General features: G+C 68.6%; 18 protein-coding genes, 1 tRNA gene and 1 other RNA gene. 8 read left to right on the top strand and 12 right to left on the bottom strand.

Translation table 11 applies throughout. The annotated features are described in order from the left end of the window. The first annotated feature begins 37 nt into the window (after positions 1–37). On the top strand, positions 38–1009 hold the full coding sequence (locus ACFVY3_RS04260) for a 1-phosphofructokinase family hexose kinase (RefSeq protein ID WP_400158864.1): 972 nt from the start codon (positions 38–40) through the stop codon (positions 1007–1009). Here the strand turns inward: ACFVY3_RS04260 and ACFVY3_RS04255 are convergent. The 3 genes from ACFVY3_RS04255 to ACFVY3_RS04245 form a co-directional block, all read right to left on the bottom strand. Further along, the gene (locus ACFVY3_RS04255; protein WP_400158863.1) at positions 996–1790 is read right to left on the bottom strand and encodes an HNH endonuclease family protein; all 795 of its coding nucleotides are present in this window, start codon (positions 1788–1790) and stop codon (positions 996–998) included. The genes ACFVY3_RS04260 and ACFVY3_RS04255 overlap by 14 nt on opposite strands. A gap of 123 nt (positions 1791–1913) precedes the next feature. Continuing rightward, positions 1914–2123, bottom strand: coding sequence for a hypothetical protein (locus tag ACFVY3_RS04250; protein ID WP_400158862.1), 210 nt, complete (start codon positions 2121–2123; stop codon positions 1914–1916). 71 nt (positions 2124–2194) lie between these two features. After that, complete coding sequence (locus tag ACFVY3_RS04245) at positions 2195–3688, bottom strand: glyceraldehyde-3-phosphate dehydrogenase (RefSeq protein WP_377970161.1); 1494 nt, start codon at positions 3686–3688, stop codon at positions 2195–2197. A 279-nt stretch (positions 3689–3967) separates the two neighbouring features. Here ACFVY3_RS04245 and ACFVY3_RS04240 point away from each other — a divergent pair, with 279 nt between their 5' ends. After that, positions 3968–4114 (top strand): hypothetical protein, encoded by a 147-nt coding sequence (locus ACFVY3_RS04240; RefSeq protein ID WP_290257580.1) that lies wholly within the window; start codon positions 3968–3970, stop codon positions 4112–4114. Between the two features lie 75 nt (positions 4115–4189). Here ACFVY3_RS04240 and rnpB read toward each other — a convergent pair. Then, an RNA gene (rnpB, locus tag ACFVY3_RS04235) (RNase P RNA component class A) lies at positions 4190–4583 on the bottom strand. A 110-nt stretch (positions 4584–4693) separates the two neighbouring features. Between rnpB and ACFVY3_RS04230 the strand changes: the two genes are divergently transcribed. Together ACFVY3_RS04230 and ACFVY3_RS04225 are read left to right on the top strand one after the other, a co-directional pair. Beyond that, entirely contained in the window at positions 4694–5524 is an 831-nt protein-coding gene (locus ACFVY3_RS04230) for a slipin family protein (RefSeq protein WP_400159056.1), read from the top strand. 82 nt (positions 5525–5606) lie between these two features. Beyond that, positions 5607–6371 carry a YaaA family protein gene (locus ACFVY3_RS04225; RefSeq protein WP_400158861.1) on the top strand — a complete coding sequence of 255 codons (765 nt, stop codon included), beginning with the start codon at positions 5607–5609 and terminating at the stop codon, positions 6369–6371. A gap of 7 nt (positions 6372–6378) precedes the next feature. Here the strand turns inward: ACFVY3_RS04225 and ACFVY3_RS04220 are convergent, their stop codons facing one another. Both ACFVY3_RS04220 and ACFVY3_RS04215 read right to left on the bottom strand, forming a co-directional pair. After that, positions 6379–7116 carry a zinc ribbon domain-containing protein gene (locus ACFVY3_RS04220; RefSeq protein ID WP_400158860.1) on the bottom strand — a complete coding sequence of 246 codons (738 nt, stop codon included), beginning with the start codon at positions 7114–7116 and terminating at the stop codon, positions 6379–6381. Between the two features lie 132 nt (positions 7117–7248). Continuing rightward, a complete protein-coding gene (locus ACFVY3_RS04215) occupies positions 7249–8232 on the bottom strand; it encodes a Nif3-like dinuclear metal center hexameric protein (protein ID WP_400158859.1) in 984 nt (327 codons plus the stop codon). A gap of 118 nt (positions 8233–8350) precedes the next feature. Here ACFVY3_RS04215 and msrA point away from each other — a divergent pair, with 118 nt between their 5' ends. The 3 genes from msrA (at position 8351) to epsC (ending at position 10553) form a co-directional block, all read left to right on the top strand. Continuing rightward, positions 8351–8932 carry a peptide-methionine (S)-S-oxide reductase MsrA gene (gene msrA / locus ACFVY3_RS04210; protein ID WP_400158858.1) on the top strand — a complete coding sequence of 194 codons (582 nt, stop codon included), beginning with the start codon at positions 8351–8353 and terminating at the stop codon, positions 8930–8932. A gap of 67 nt (positions 8933–8999) precedes the next feature. Then, positions 9000–9935 (top strand): cysteine synthase A, encoded by a 936-nt coding sequence (gene cysK / locus ACFVY3_RS04205; protein ID WP_364135082.1) that lies wholly within the window; start codon positions 9000–9002, stop codon positions 9933–9935. A gap of 33 nt (positions 9936–9968) precedes the next feature. Beyond that, positions 9969–10553 carry a serine O-acetyltransferase EpsC gene (gene epsC / locus ACFVY3_RS04200; protein ID WP_400158857.1) on the top strand — a complete coding sequence of 195 codons (585 nt, stop codon included), beginning with the start codon at positions 9969–9971 and terminating at the stop codon, positions 10551–10553. Positions 10554–10614: 61 nt separating this feature from the next. On the opposite strand, the gene gndA is transcribed toward epsC, so the two are convergent. Further along, complete coding sequence (gene gndA, locus ACFVY3_RS04195) at positions 10615–12051, bottom strand: NADP-dependent phosphogluconate dehydrogenase (protein WP_400158856.1); 1437 nt, start codon at positions 12049–12051, stop codon at positions 10615–10617. Between the two features lie 136 nt (positions 12052–12187). Between gndA and ACFVY3_RS04190 the strand changes: the two genes are divergently transcribed. Next, entirely contained in the window at positions 12188–12916 is a 729-nt protein-coding gene (locus ACFVY3_RS04190) for an FCD domain-containing protein (protein ID WP_364135075.1), read from the top strand. 178 nt (positions 12917–13094) lie between these two features. On the opposite strand, the gene ACFVY3_RS04185 is transcribed toward ACFVY3_RS04190, so the two are convergent. The 5 genes from ACFVY3_RS04185 to ACFVY3_RS04165 form a co-directional block, all read right to left on the bottom strand. After that, entirely contained in the window at positions 13095–13385 is a 291-nt protein-coding gene (locus tag ACFVY3_RS04185) for a hypothetical protein (protein ID WP_290257568.1), read from the bottom strand. Positions 13386–13534: 149 nt separating this feature from the next. Continuing rightward, positions 13535–13610 (bottom strand) — tRNA-Val (locus ACFVY3_RS04180). Positions 13611–13710: 100 nt separating this feature from the next. Further along, complete coding sequence (locus ACFVY3_RS04175; RefSeq protein ID WP_400158855.1) at positions 13711–14631, bottom strand: NAD-dependent protein deacetylase; 921 nt, start codon at positions 14629–14631, stop codon at positions 13711–13713. Further along, positions 14628–15188, bottom strand: coding sequence for a peroxiredoxin (locus tag ACFVY3_RS04170; protein WP_400158854.1), 561 nt, complete (start codon positions 15186–15188; stop codon positions 14628–14630). Before ACFVY3_RS04170 ends, ACFVY3_RS04175 begins: the two co-directional genes overlap by 4 nt. Further along, positions 15185–15604, bottom strand: coding sequence for a DUF3052 domain-containing protein (locus tag ACFVY3_RS04165; protein WP_290257565.1), 420 nt, complete (start codon positions 15602–15604; stop codon positions 15185–15187). Before ACFVY3_RS04165 ends, ACFVY3_RS04170 begins: the two co-directional genes overlap by 4 nt. Positions 15605–15606: the final 2 nt, after the last annotated feature.

The following is a 15606-nucleotide window of genomic DNA, read 5'->3' as shown; positions in this document are numbered from 1 at the left end:
CGGGACACCCGCGGCCGCCGCTCCTATGCTTGGCAGCATGGAAGCCACTCTGCCCGCCCCGGCGAAGCCCATCCTGACCCTCACCATCAACCCGGCCCTGGACGTCAGCACCACCACGGAGCACGTCTCCAGCGGCCATAAGCTGCGCTGCGGCCCCAGCCGCCTGGATCCCGGCGGCGGCGGCATTAACGTGGCCCGAGTGGTCCAGCGCCTCGGCGGCCGGCCTCTCGCCATTTACACCGCCGGCGGGCCCACCGGCGAGGCCTACCGACGACTGGTCGAAGCGGAGCGGCTGCCCGCCCTGGTGGTCCCGATCCAAGGCAGCACCCGGCAGGACTTCACCGTGGATGAGACCGGCACCGGCGAGCAGTTCCGCTTCGTCCTCCAGGGTCCCGAGCTCAGTGAACCCGAATGGCGTCTCTGCCTGGGGCTGGTGGCCGACTCCATCCAGCCCGGCGGCTATGTGGTGGCCAGCGGCAGCCTGCCGCCCGGCGTACCCGAGGATTTCTACGCCCGGATCGCCCGACTGGCCCGGGAGCAGGGCGCCCGCTGCGTGGTGGACGCCTCAGGTCCCGCCCTGGCCGCGGCCCTGGCCGAGGGCGTCTTCCTGGTCAAACCCAGCCGGCGGGAACTGGGCCTGCACTTCGGCACCACTTTGAAGGACGAGCAGGCAGAACTCGACGCCGCCGCCACGCTGGTGGCGGACGGCTCCGCCGAGAACGTGGCCCTGACCCTCGGCGGGGCCGGCGCGGTGCTCGCCTCCGCGGCGGGCACGCTGCGCCTGGCCGTCCCGAAGGTGGAGGTCCGCAGCACGGTCGGTGCCGGAGACAGCTTCCTCGCGGCATTCGTCCTGCGGCTGGCGCAAGGGCTGGACAGCGCCGCCGCGTTCCGCTCCGCCGTCGCGGCGGGCAGCGCCACCGTCACCACGCAAGCCACCGAGCTCTGCCACCGGGACGACGTCGAGCGGCTGGAAGCCGAACTGGCCCGGCAGGAGTTCAGCCTGGCCTGATGGTGGGCTGATCCGGGCAGCTCCCGAGCACCCGCCGGATGGCCTCCTTTTCCGCCGCCGTCACCCACAGGGCGTAGGCCGCCTTCACCGAGACCTGGCGGGCGACGTAGTGGCAGCGGAAGGCCTTGTTGGGCGGGAGCCAGCCGGCGGCGTCCGAGGAGCTTTTGTCCTGGTTGGCCGGGCCGTCCGCAGCGACCAGGTTCAGCGGGTCGTTGGCGAGGTGTGTGCGCTGCAGGGCCGTGAGCTGCTGCGCGCCGGTCTGCCACGCGTCGCCGAGCGCCACGACGTGGTCGATCTGGATGGCTTTGCTGGACTCGGCCCCTCGTCTGAAGGCGGTCTGCCGGCCGGTATAGGGCTCTCGAAAACTGCCGGACCCGATCCGGCAGCGGGACCCGTCCGTGAAACGGGCGTCGGCCATGTCCCTCCGCAGGATGTCGTTTCGGGTGTCGCAGCCGTTCCGGTCAACGTCGAGCCACGCCTGTCCAAACGCCGCCCGGTCGTAATTTGCGGCGGGATCCCGGGCCCTGACCGGCAGCGACTCGAGCAGGTCCGCGGCCCGGCCCGCCGGCACAGCCCGGACGGACACGACGGGACTCATCCACGCCGCCAGCACCGGTGCGTCCGAGGGCCCGTCGGACAACCCGCCGCCGAGGCGGAACTGGCCATCCGTGAAGAACCAGGCCGGTACCAGGAGGGCGGCCAGCGCGGCGGCCGCCAGGACGAGCCACGCCTGCCGGGACCGCCGTCGTGCCCGCCGGTACTGCGCCCACGTGACGCTCACGCCGTCCCCGTGGGATCCCGTGCCGGGTGCTGGTTCTCCATCACGGGAAAAGCCTAGGCCGCTCCCCGCCTCGGGCCGCGGTTATGCACAGTGTGGAGGGAAGGTCTCGGGCGGTCCGCCGGGCTACTGTTCGCGGGTGACGCGGCGGAGGTCCTCCTCCGCGAGGTTCGACAGGGCCTCCAGCTGGCTGACCCGGGCGTCATCGATCTCGCCGGCCTCACGTTTGGCCCGGGCGTCGTCGAGGAGCCGCTTGGCTTCCTTGGCATTGCGCCGGGCCACATCGAGGGCGTGTTCAAGGGTGGTTTCGTGCTCCGTAGCCTGGTTCTGTTCCATGGCTCCCATTGTGGTTCGCTTTCCCGGCCGTTTCCAGAGAACCGGCCGGGAAAGCGCTCCGTGTCGGTGACTTAGCCGACCTCGACGGGCAGGCCCGCGGCCTCAAGGGTGGCGACGGCGTCCTTGGCGGGGAACGACGGCGGGTTGACCCCGGCCATTTCCTCCATGACCCGGACCACCTGGCAGCTGTAGCCGAACTCGTTGTCGTACCAGACGTAGAGGACGAGGTTCTTGTCGTTGGAGATCGTGGCGAGGCCGTCCACGATGCCGGCGCGGCGGGAGCCGACGAAGTCGGTGGAGACCACCTCGGGCGAGTCGATGTAGTCGATCTGCTTCCGCAGCTCGGAGTGCAGCGACATCTCACGCAGGTAGTCGTTGACCTCGTCCTTGGTGGTGCCGTTCTCGAGGTTCAGGTTCAGGATGGCCATGGAGACGTCGGGGGTGGGGACGCGGATGGCGTTGCCGGTGAGCTTGCCCTGGAGTTCGGGGAGGGCCTTGGCGACGGCCTTGGCGGCACCGGTCTCGGTGATGACCATGTTCAGCGCAGCGGAGCGTCCGCGCCGGTCGCCCTTGTGGAAGTTGTCGATCAGGTTCTGGTCGTTGGTGAAGGAGTGGACGGTCTCCACGTGGCCGTGGATGACACCGTAGCGGTCATTGATAGCCTTCAGCACCGGGGTGATGGCGTTGGTGGTGCAGGACGCGGCGGTGACGATCTTGTCCTCGTCGGTGATCGCGGCGTGGTTGATGCCGTGCACGATGTTCTTCAGGTCGCCCTTGCCCGGTGCGGTGAGCAGAACCCGGGACACGCCCTTGCTCTGCAGGTGCTGGGAGAGGCCCTCGGCGTCGCGCCAGCGGCCGGTGTTGTCGACCACCAGCGCGTCGTGGATGCCGTAGGCGGTGTAGTCGACGGTGGCGGGGTTGTCCGAGTAGATGACCTGGATCTGCACACCGTTGGCGGTGATGGTGTCGTTCTCGAGGTCAACCTTGATGGTGCCCTCGAAGGAGCCGTGGACGGAGTCACGGCGCAGCAGGCTGGCGCGCTTGGCGAGGTCGTTGTCCGAGCCCCGGCGCACCACGATCGCGCGCAGGCGCAGGCCGTGGCCGCCGCCGGCCTTCTCGATCAGGAGGCGGGCCAGGAGGCGTCCGATGCGGCCAAAGCCGTAGAGCACGACGTCGGTGCTGGTGCGGTCATCGCCGCCGCGCTTGCCGACAACCTCAGCGAGTTCTTCGCGGAGGAACTCATCCAGGCTGACGCCGTCGCCCTCGGCGCGGTACTTCTCGGTCAGGCGGGCGATGTCGATGGCCGCGGCGCCGAGGTCCAGCTTGGTGAGCGCGTCCAGCAGCGGGGCGGTCTCCTCGAGGCGGAGTTCCTCTTTGCTCATCCGGCGGGCGAAGCGGTGCGCCTTCAGGATGTTCATGGTGGACTTGTTGATCAGGCTCCGGCCGTGAATGGAGGTCACCACATTGTTTTCGCGGTACAGCCGGCCGATCACCGGAATCATGGCCTCGGCGAGCGCCTCCCGGCCCATCCACGTATCAAGACAAGAATCTGACGTCTGGCTCACAGAACTACCTTCCTAAAATCCACCGCATACGTCCTCGTGTGCGGAAGTCGGCCGCCGGCGGGTCTCCGGAACCTTCTCGCTGCGGGGATTCGGTCCACCCCGGCGAGCGCGTGACCGCAAAGAAAAAGCCACCGGCTGCGAACGCAGACCCGATGGCTGAACCTCTACGTTCACGCTCCATTCTAGGGCGGACCCCCTCCCCCTACCGGCCGGTACAGGGTGAAATCACTCACATCGGATTGCCGGGGTTTCCCGGCACCACTGGCCTAGGATGGCGGCATGGGACTCATCGTTGCACTTCTTGTCATCTGGCTCATCCTCTCGATCCTCGGCTTCGTGGTGAAGGGCCTGCTGTGGCTGGCCATCATCGGCCTGGTCCTCCTGGTCGCCACCGCCGTGTGGGGCTGGATCAAACGCAAAGCCTGACCCGCACGTCCACCAACGGCTGAGGGCCGGCACCGCATGGTGCCGGCCCTCAGCCGTTGTCCTGCTCTAAGTCGTGGGATGGGTTGACCGATACGCCGGGTTCTGTGGTCCCGGGCCGTTGCCGGCACGGGAATAGCGGCCATCCATCTACGAACGCCGTTGCCGACGCCCTCCAGCAGCCTACCCGGACACTCGGGCGGGCAGCCCTCAAACGTGTCCTGTCTGGCCTTGCTCCGGGTGGGGTTTACCTAGCCTTCCCGGTCACCCGGGAAGCTGGTGGTCTCTTACACCACCGTTTCACCCTTACCCGGCCGCGGAACCGTGCAAACACGGCGCCGCCCCGGGCGGTCTGTTCTCTGTGGCACTGGCCTGCGGGTTACCCCGAGTGGGCGTTACCCACCACCCTGCCCTGCGGAGCCCGGACGTTCCTCGAGCCACTTGCGTGACGCGCGGCCGCCTGGTCAACCCATCCGCTGACCATTCTACGGTCTGGCCGGCGGGCCGTTCGCCCCGGATCCTTCCGCCCCGGCCGGTGGGAGAATGGAAACAGGCACCCCACCGTCCAAGGAAGCGATCCGGATGGACTTCACCGCCGTCGTCATATGGCTGATCGTCGCCGTCCTCGTGCTGATCGCCGCCCGTTCCTCGATCAGGATCGTCCGCCAGTACGAGCACGGCGTCCTCTTCCGCCTGGGCCGCGTGATCGGCGTGCGGATGTCGGGGCTGCGCTTCATCATCCCGGTCGTCGACCGGCTGCAACTGGTCAGCCTCCGGATCGTGACCATGCCCATCCAGTCCCAGGGGATCATCACCCAGGACAACGTCAGCGTGGACATCTCCGCCGTCGCCTATTACCGCGTCATCGACGCCGTGAAGTCCGTCGTCGCGATCGAGAACGTCGCCGCCGCCATCAACCAGATCGCCCAGACCACGCTCCGTAAGGTGGTGGGACGGCACAGCCTGGACCAAACGCTCTCCGAGACCGAGCGCATCAACGGGGATATCCGGGAGATCCTGGACGCCCTGACCCTGGAATGGGGCGTCGAGGTGACCCTGGTGGAGCTCAAGGACATCCAGCTGCCCGAAAGCATGAAGCGGGCCATGGCCCGGCAGGCCGAGGCGGAGCGGGAGAAGCGGGCCAAGATCATCGCCGCCGAGGGCGAATCGATCGCGGCCGCTGCCCTCGGCGAGGCCTCGGACATGATGATGGAGCACCCGCTCGCCCTGCAGCTGCGGAACCTGCAGTCTCTGGTGGAGATCGCGGTGGACAAGAACTCCACGGTCGTCTTCCCGGCACCTCTCATGAGCACCATCGGAGAGCTCTCGGCCTTCCTCGCCCGGGAGAACCAGGCCGCGGCGGCCGCCGCCCGGACGGCAGCTACGCCGCCGGCCCCTCCCCCGCCCAGCTAGGCGCGCCACCACCTTCACGAGGCCCGGCAGCCGCCATGGGGACGGGCGCCGGATGCCGGAGCCGCGCCGGTAGGATCGTACGGTGCTGATTCTGCTCCCGCCCTCCGAGGGCAAGACCCCCGCAAGCCGCGGCGACGCCGTCGACCCCTCGTCGCTGAGTTTCCCCGCCCTGAACGACGGGCGGGCGCAGGTACTGGAGGCCCTCGGCACGGTTAGCGCGCACGAGGACGCCCTGTCGCTGCTGGGTGTAGGAGCCTCGCTGAGCGCCGACGTCGAACGCAACACCAGGCTGCACGCCGAGCCCGCCGCGCCCGCCCACCAGGTCTACTCCGGGGTGCTCTACGACGCGTTGGGCTACTCTTCGCTGACCCCGGCGCAGCGGAAGAAGGCCGACGCGTCCGTGCTGGTGGTCTCCGCGCTTTGGGGCGCCATCCGGTTCGGCGACAGGGTGCCGGCCTACCGGCTCTCGATGGGCACGGCGCTCCCCGGGATCGGACGCCTGGCCTCCTACTGGAAACCGCAGATCACCGCAGCTTTGGCCGGGGAGACCGACGGCGAGCTGCTGGTGGACTGCCGCTGCAGCACCTACGCGGCCGCGTGGGCCCCGCCGCCGGAGCGTACCGTCGCCGTGAACGTCTTCACCGAGGTCAACGGGGTGCCCAAGGTGGTCAGCCACTTCGCCAAGCACACCCGCGGCGAGCTGGCCCGGCACCTGCTGACCCGGCGCGGCAGGGCCCCGCAGACCCCCGCGCAGCTGCAGAAGGCGGCGGCCGAGAAGTGGCCGGCGGAACTGGTCCCCGGTACGGCCCGGAAGCCGCACACGCTGAACCTGATCCTGCCGGGCTAGGCCTCGGTCAGGCCCATTCGGCGGAGCGGACCAGGATGCAGCCGGAGTCAGGGCAGAAGACGATGTCGTCCTCCGCAGCGGCCTTGATCTCGGCCAGGTCGCCGGGGCTCAGCTGCATGCCGGAGCCCTCCGAGGTGCCGTGGAACAGCCGGGCGGCGCCGACGCCGCGCTTGGCCAAAGTCTTTTCGTAGATCGCCAGCATGCCCTCGTCCAGGCCGGCCGCGAACTCTGCGCGCTGCCCGCGGACCACGGTGTGTTCCGCCGCGACCTCGGCGAGCTTCTCATCGATCTCGGCGCGGATGCCGGCGAACGAGCCCTGGATGTCGTCGACAATCTGCTGCTGCTCCGCCTGGCGCAGGCGCAGTGCATCCAGCCGCTCCAGGACTTCCAGCTCCACGTCCTCCAGGTCCGAGCGGCGCTTGTTCAGGGACGCGATGTCCTTCTGCAAGGCCACCAGGTCCTTGGACAGGCCGGTTCCGCTGTTCAGCCGCGCCTCGTCGCGGGCGATCCGGGAAGCCACCTGCTCCACGTCTGCCTCGGCACGCTTGAGCTCCAGTTCCGCGTCGGCGACGGCCACCTTCGCCGAGCCGAGCTCACCGTTGGCCACGCCCAGGGCGGCCTCCAGGTCGGTGATGCGGGAGTCGCCTTCGAGGCTGCGGCGGCGGTTGGAGAGTGACTTCAGTTTCGCGTCGAGCGCCTGCAGCTCGAGTAACTTCATCTGTTCCGCCGGGGCTGCCTTGGCCACTGTTTCCTCCGAATGTCTGTCGTCCGGCCGTGCCGGGCACCTGAACGGCGCTCCCTCGACTCTAGCGCGTGGCATGCCCTGCGCTCACCCGGGGCTCCCCGCACGCCGGGCCCATATAAGGCGCAGCCGGGCTTAGCCGGGAGTGAGGATGAAGTCCCACGGGTCGCTGTTGGTGGTGCTGACCCTGATCTCGACATCGTGCCCCTGGTCCGCCAGGACGTTGCCCAGCGCCTCGGCTGCCGCCGGCAACCAGAGCCATTCGCTGGCGAAGTGCGAAACGTCGATCAGGTAGGGGCGGTCGTTGAGCGCGGCCTCGCGGGCCTCGGAGGCAGGGTGGTGGCGCAGGTCGGCGGTGACATAGACGTCGGCGTTGCTGGCCCGCACCTGATCGAAGAGCGAGTCGCCGGCCCCGCCGCAAACCGCCACCCGGCGCACCAGGCCGTCGCGGTCGCCGGAGACGCGGACACCGCCGGCGACGGCGGGCAGGATGCCGAAGACACGGGCGGCGAAGTCACCCAGGGTCTCGACGTCGGCGAGGTCGCCGACCCGCCCGATGCCTTCCTCGGGGAGCCCGTTCGCCGCCTGGGTCAGGGGCTGGACGTCCTGCAGGCCGAGCGCGTCGGCCAGCACGTCGGAGACGCCGCCCACGGCGGAGTCGCCGTTGGTGTGCACGGTCAGCAGCGCGGTACCGGTTTCGATCAGGCGGTGCACCGCCCGGCCCTTGGGCGTGTTGGCCGCCACGGAGGTCACGCCCTTGAGCAGCAGGGGGTGGTGGGTGATGAGCAGTTCCGCTCCCCACTCCACGGCCTCCTCGATCACTTCGAGGGTGGGGTCGACGGCGAAGAGCACGCGGGTGACCGGCGCGGACGGGTGTCCGGCCACCAGGCCCACCTCGTCCCAGCCTTCGGCCAAGGATTCGGGCCAGAGTTCCTCGACGGCCACCTGGACGGCGCCGAGGGTGGCGCCGTTGTCCCCGGCGTCGTCGGTCTCATCGGCGCCCGCCGCCTCGGCGGTTCCTGCTGTGTCAGGGGTGTTCCCGGTGCTTCCCGTGGGAGCGGCATCGTCCGGGGCGGGGCCGGCGGGCGGGGCTGAAGCGTCCGTATCCTCTGGTTCCATACTCACATTCTTACCCTATTGACCGTCCGGGACGCCCTGCGGGAATGATCCGGACGGTTCATCCATTGAACAAGGAGGATCCCGTACGGACGATCCCGCACGGGCCGAAAGGAACAGCATGCAGGAAACCAAGACAGGAGAACGCGTGGACACCGACGTCGTGAACGGCAGCAGCGAACGGACCTTTGTGCTGGGTGGCGGCTGCTTCTGGTGCCTGGACGCCGTGTACCAGAAGACCCGGGGCGTGACCTCGGTGGTCTCAGGCTACACCGGCGGTCACGACCGAAACCCCGACTACTACTCGGTCTGCTCCGGGACCACCGGCCACGCGGAAGTGGTGGCGGTCAGCTTCGACGAATCCGTCATCCCGGCGGAGGTCATCCTGGACATGTTCTTCGCCCTGCACGATCCCACCACGCTGAACCGGCAGGGCTACGACGTCGGCACGCAGTACCGCTCGTCCATGTTCTACGAGACGACGGAGGAGAAGATCCTGTTCGAGAAGGCGATCGAGCGGAACCAGGAGCTGTGGGCCAACCCGATCGTCACCGAGGTCAGCCGGCTGCCGGTCTTCCACGTGGCGGAGGATTTCCACCAGGACTACTTCGCGAAGAACCCGGACCAGGGCTACTGCCAGGTGATTATCAACCCGAAGCTGGCGAAGGCAAGGAAATATTACTCCGCATGGCTTAATGCTTAGCCGGGCTTCTCGCGCCCTCAATAAGCTGACCCTAGAATTCCCTCCTCACAGATAGGCACATTTCCCCATGGCACGAATCTATGACGACGTAACCCAGCTTGTCGGCGGTACCCCGCTGGTCCGCCTGAACCGGCTGTCCGAGGGCCTGGACGCAACTGTGGCCGTGAAGCTGGAGTTCTATAACCCGGCCAACAGCGTCAAGGACCGGATCGGTGTTGCCATCATCGACGCAGCGGAGAAGTCCGGCGCTCTCAAGCCCGGCGGCACGATCGTCGAGGGCACCTCCGGCAACACCGGCATCGCCCTGGCCATGGTCGGCGCGGCCCGCGGCTACAAGGTCATCCTCACCATGCCGGAGACCATGTCCACCGAGCGCCGCGTCATGCTGCGCGCCTACGGCGCCGAGATCGTCCTGACCCCGGGTTCCGAGGGCATGCGCGGCGCCGTCGAAAAGGCGCAGGAAATCGTCGCCAACACCGAGAACTCCATCTGGGCCCAGCAGTTCGCCAACGAGGCCAACCCCGCCGTCCACCGCCGCACCACGGCCGAGGAGGTCTGGGAGGACACCGACGGCAAGGTGGACATCTTCGTCGCCGGCGTCGGCACCGGCGGAACCGTCACGGGCGTCGGCCAGGTCCTCAAGGAGCGCAAGCCCGGCGTGCAGATCGTCGCCGTCGAACCCAAGGACTCCCCCATCCTCAACGGCGGCGCCCCCGGCCCGCACAAGATCCAGGGCCTGGGCGCGAACTTCGTCCCCGAGATCCTCGACACCACCATCTACGACGAGGTCATCGACGCCTCCCTCGAGGACTCCGTCCGGGTGGCCCGGGACCTCGGCGTCAAGGAAGGCATCCTCGGCGGCATCTCCTCCGGTGCGATCGTCTGGGCCGCGCTGGAACTGGCCAAGCGGCCGGAGAACGCCGGTAAGCTGATCGTTGCCGTGGTCTGCGATTTCGGGGAGCGCTACATCTCCACCGTGCTGTACGACGACATCCGCGGCTGACCCTAACGCGGCCGCATTCTCAGAAAGAATTTTGTGGGCTTTTTCGCACGACTCAAGGAAGACCTCGACACCGCCCGGTCCCACGACCCGGCGGCGCGAGGCTCTTTCGAAAACTTTGTCGCCTACTCGGGGCTGCACGCGATCTGGGCCCACCGGCTCACCCACCGCTTGTGGCAGAACCCGTCGCTGCGGTTCCCGGCCCGGCTGATCTCCCAGCTGGCCCGGTTCATGACCGGCATCGAGATCCATCCGGGCGCCACGATCGGCCGGCGGTTCTTCATTGACCACGGCATGGGCGTGGTGATTGGCGAGACGGCGGAAATCGGCGAAGACGTCATGATCTACCACGGCGTCACCCTCGGTGGTCGCTCGCTGGCGAAGATCAAGCGGCACCCCACCATCGAGGACCGTGTCGTGATCGGCGCCGGCGCCAAGGTCCTGGGCCCTATCACCATCGGCCGGGACAGCGCCATTGGCGCGAACGCCGTCGTGGTCAAGGACGCCCCGGCCGAATCGATCCTGACCGGCGTGCCCGCCACCTGGCGGCACCGCGACGCCCAGCGCGAGACCAAGAAGGCCGTCGACCCGGCCGAGTACCTGATCGAATACCGCATCTAGGGTTAAACCACTGCGGCCGCCGCCCCGGACTCCCGGGACGGCGGCCGCAGCCGTTTAAGCGCTAGTGGGTGTCCACGGCCTCAACCTCGGACTTGTCCTCGCCCCACAGGGTGTGGAACGTGCCCTCGGCGTCGACGCGCCCGTAGGTGTGGGCGCCGAACAGGTCGCGCTGGCCCTGGATCACGGCGGCCGGCAGGCGCTTGCGGCGCAGGCCGTCGTAGTAGGCCAGCGAGGAGGAGAATACCGGCACCGGGATGCCCAGCTGTACCGCGGTGGCCACCACGCGGCGCCACGCCGGCAGGGCGTCGGCGATCGCAGCGGTGAACGCGGGGGCGAAGAGCAGGTTGGCCGGCTTCTCATCGGCGGAGTACGCCTTGGTGATGTCCTTGAGCAGTTCGGCGCGGATGATGCAGCCGCCCCGCCACAGGGAGGCGATCTCGTCCAGCTTCAGCTCCCAGCCGTATTCCTTCGCGGCGGACGTGAGCATGTCCAGGCCCTGCGCGTAGGAGACCAGCTTGGAGGCGTAGAGCGCCTGGCGCACGTCCTCCACAAAGGTCTCGGGGACCTCGACGTCGGCCTCTCCCCCGGCGAGCAGCTCCTGGGCCAGCTTCCGCTGGCCGGCCTGGGAAGACAGCGCCCGGCCGAAGACGGACTCGGCGATGCCGGAGACCGGGGATCCCAGCTCCAGGGCGGAGATGACCGTCCAGCGGCCGGTGCCCTTCTGGCCGGCGGCGTCCACGACGACGTCGACGAACGGCTTGCCGGTTTTGGCGTCGACGTGGCCCAGGACCTCGGCGGAGATTTCAATCAGGAAGGAGGCAAGGTCGCCCTTGTTCCATTCGGCGAAGATCTTTGACTGCTCGGCCGGCTCGATGCCCGCGCCGGAGCGGAGCAGGTCGAAGGCCTCGCCGATGACCTGCATGTCGGCATACTCGATGCCGTTGTGGACCATCTTGACGAAGTGGCCGGCGCCGTCGGTGCCGATCCAGGCGCAGCAGGGCTGGCCGTCCACGTGGGCGGAGATCTTCTCCAGGAGCGGGCCAAGGGCCTCGTAGGACTCCTTGGAGCCGCCGGGCATGATCGAGGGTCCGTTGAGGGCACCCTCCTCGCCGCCGGAGACGCCGATGCCGACGAAGTGCAGGTCCTTCTTGGCGAGGGCGGCCTCGCGGCGGCGGGTGTCCTCATAGTGCGAGTTGCCGGCATCGATGATGATGTCGCCGGGCTCGAGCAGCGGCTCAAGCTGTTCGATGACGGAGTCGACCGGCTTGCCGGCCTTGACCATGATCAGGACGCGGCGGGGCTTCTCCAGCGAGTCAACGAGTTCCTGCAGCGTTTCGGTCCGGACGAAGTCGCCCTCGGAGCCGTGCTTCTCAAGGAGCGCGTCGGTCTTTTCCACCGAGCGGTTGTGGAGGGCGACCGTGAAGCCGTTACGGGCGAGGTTACGGGCGAGGTTTGCCCCCATCACCGCAAGGCCGGTGACACCGATGTGTGCTGACATCAAATCTCCAATTCATTGGGTGCAACGAGTGCAGTTGGCTGGCCGAAGACGGCGCCTCCTAGACAGTCTATGATTTTCGGCCGGGACCGCGCCCGTTCGCGGCTCCTGTGACGGGCACGCCACTATGCTTACGACTATGTCGACCAGCCTCCACCATCAAGCCATCGAGCATCTGGGAACCCGGATTGTCAGGGGCGAGCTCCCGACCGGCCATGTGATGCTCGCCGAGCACCTGGAGGACGAACTCAAGGTCTCCCGCTCCGTGGTCCGCGAGGCGGTCCGGGTGCTGCAGTCCCTCGGCCTGGTCGAGACTATCAAGCGGGTGGGAATCCGGGTGCTGCCGGCCAACCGCTGGAACCCCTTCGACCCGTCCGTGATCCGGTGGCGCCTGGCCGGCGAGGGCCGGGGCGCCCAGCTCCGCTCGCTCGCGGAGCTGCGCACGGCGGTGGAACCCGTCGCAGCCGAGCTGGCCGCGGCCAACGCACCCGATGACATCCGCAGCGAGCTGGTGGAAATCTCCCACGCCATGCGGGAAGCGGGCGTGGCCGGGGACGTCCCGAGGTTCCTGGACCTCGACATCAGGTTCCATTCGCTGCTGCTCACGGGGTCCGGGAACGAGATGTTCGCCAATCTTGTGGGGCAGGTGGCGGAGACGCTGACCGGGCGGACCATGCACGGGCTGATGCCCGACCATCCGCAGACCTACGCGCTGCAGTGGCACGTGGATGTCGCGGAGGCCATCGCCACCGGCAACGGGCCGGCGGCGCGGGAGGCCTCGGACAAGATCATGCGCGAGACCATCGCGGACATGGAGCCGAGCTGGCGGGACCAGCCCCGGGTTTTCGTCCCCGTCCGGCCCGCCTGATCCGGAGCCGGTGACTGGCCTCCCGAATTAGTCCCGACACTGGGCTAATTCAACCGCTTTCAGTTTCACATTTCGTCTCATTTCCGGTATCTTTTTCTCAAGCCCTCCACCGCGGCATCCCCCAATAGCCGCGGTGGAGGGCTTTTCCAATGCCCGGAATTCGGCCCGGAACAGGGCCTCACGCCGCGTCGGCCACCAGGTCCCTGAGCCGCCACCCGCCGCCGAGGCCGTCGCGGATCAGTTCCATGGTGGTCAGCGCCGATCCGGCATTGCGGCCCAGCCGCGCCTGGACCTGCCAGACTTCCACGTCCACCCGGCCGAGGCCCCGCGGCATCCGCCGTTCGGCCTCCCACCAGCTCACCCGCTCGAACCAGCGGACCGGGTCCGCGCCGATGATCCATTCCCGGCCGCCGCGGATCACGGTGTGGGGGCGCCCGTCCGGGCCGGCTGTGACGAGTACGTGTTCCATGCCGCTGACGCTATGGCCAGGCACCGACATTTATCCGGGACCGGCCGCCGTGGTTTACGGCCTGACCTCCACCGGTCCCCCGGGCCGGGCCGCAGGCAAAGAAAAACCCCGCCGCGGCTGCCTTTCGGCTCCCGCGACGGGGTTCATGATGGTGGGTCCTACCGGGATCGAACCGATGACATCCACGGTGTAAACGTGGCGCTCTACCAGCTGAGCTAAAGACCCATCACGCCGGTTTCCATGCCTCGGCACGTCAACCAACGAACATTGACCTTACCCGAAACGCGGGCTCCGGCGCCAATCGGCGCGGCCACGGAACGCCGGGTCAGAGGGCGGGGAGCTCGGCCTCGAGCCAGGTCAGGGACTCGCTGACGCCGGCCTCCAGCTTGATGGTCGCCAGGTCGTCGCCGCGGGTCTGGCCGCGGTTGATGATCACGACCTCCTTGCCCTGCTTGACGGCGTGGCGGACGAAGCGCAGCCCGCTCATCACGGTCAGCGAGGAACCGGCCACCAGCAGCGCGCCGGCGGAGTCCACCATGGCGTAGGAACGCTCCACCCGGTCCTTGGGCACGTTCTCGCCGAAGTAGACGAAGTCGGGTTTCAGGGTGCCGCCGCAGGCCGGGCAGATCGCGACGACGAACTCGCTGATCAGCGCCTCGTCCTCCACGGTGGCGTCCGCGTCCGGGGCGGCCTCCACCATGCCGCCGGCGAGGGCGGCGTCGAGGAATCCGGGGTTGAGTTCCTCCAGCACCCCGGCCAGCAGGGTCCGGCTGTAGCTGCGGCCGCAGGCCAGGCACACCACCCGGTCGAAGCGGCCGTGCAGGTCCACGACGTTCCGGCTGCCGGCGTCCTCGTGCAGCCGGTCCACGTTCTGGGTGATCAGGCCGGTGAGCAGCCCGCGCTGCTCCATCCGGGCCACGGCCGTGTGGCCGTCGTTGGGGTCGGCCCGGCGGAGGTGGGACCAGCCGATGTGGTTCCGGGCCCAGTAGCGCTGCCGGTTATCCGGCGAGCCGATGAACTCCTGGTATGTCATGGGCGCGCGCGGCGCCGCGCCGGGGCCGCGGTAGTCGGGGATGCCCGAGTCGGTGCTGAGACCGGCGCCGGTGAGCAACGCGAAGCGTTTCCCGGCCAGGACCCCGTGGATCTCCTGCAGGACCTCGAGCTCGTCGCGGGCCGGCTCGGCGGGCGTGACGGGGGGCAGGCTCGCAAATCCCGTCATCCCCACCCCGGGCCGCCGCTGCCTCATGCCGTTTCCGGTCCCCGGCTGTAGGACGGGTCCGTGGAGGGGGCGGGGGAACCGCCGGACAGTTCCGTGAGGGCCGCCCGGTAACCGGCGAAGTCACGCGCCTGGCCCCGGGGATTGACCACGACGTAGCGGACAGTGCCAGCCGCGTCGATGATGAACGTCCCGCGCAGGGCCATGCCGCTCTCCGGGTCGAACACCCCGTACCGCTCCGCCACCGCTCCGTGCGGCCAGAAGTCCGCCAGCAGGTCGAAGCTGTAGCCCTCCTTCTCGGCGTAGGCGCGCTGGGCGAACTTGCTGTCCACCGAGATGCCCAACACCACGGCGTCGGCGTCCTCGAAGACGGCCAGGTTGTCCCGCAGTTCGCACAGTTCGCCCGTGCAAATGCCGGAGAAGGCGAACGGGAAGAACACCAGCACCACGGTGCGGCCCCGCAATTCGGAGAGCCGGACCGGCTCGCCGAACTGGTTGACCAGCTCGAAGTCCGGGGCCGGCTGCCCGACGGAGGGCACGGTGCCGGCCTGCGGGGCGGGAGCCTGCACCGGCGCGGAACCGGTCACTTGTTCTTCCGGGTCACCAGCCGGGTGGCGCTCCAGTCCTGGGAGACCCCGGCGGAGGTGGTGCAGTGCAGGCCGGCGGTGGGCGCCGCTTCCTGCAGTTCCGAGGGCGAGACATAGCCGGTGCGGCCCTTCTTCGGGGTCAGCACCCAGACCACACCGCCGTCCGTCAGGGAGGTCAGGGAGTCCACCAGCGTGTCCACCAGGTCACCGTCACCGTCGCGCCACCAGAGGATGGCCGCGTCGACCACCTCGTGGTCGTCCTCGTCGAAGATCTCGGACCCGGTGAGGTCCTCGATGTCATCACGCAAGTCGAAGTCGACGTCGTCGTCGTAACCGAACTCCTGAATCAGATCCCCGTTCTTGAAACCCAATCTTTCCGCCACATTTACCGAAGTGGCGGCGTCGGCCTCGCTCACGT

The organism is Arthrobacter sp. BPSS-3, from assembly GCF_044628475.1.
Classification (GTDB): Bacteria; Actinomycetota; Actinomycetes; order Actinomycetales; family Micrococcaceae; genus Arthrobacter.
The sequence above is the reverse complement of the archived record's forward strand: the minus strand, read 5'-3'. Positions and strand labels throughout refer to the sequence as shown.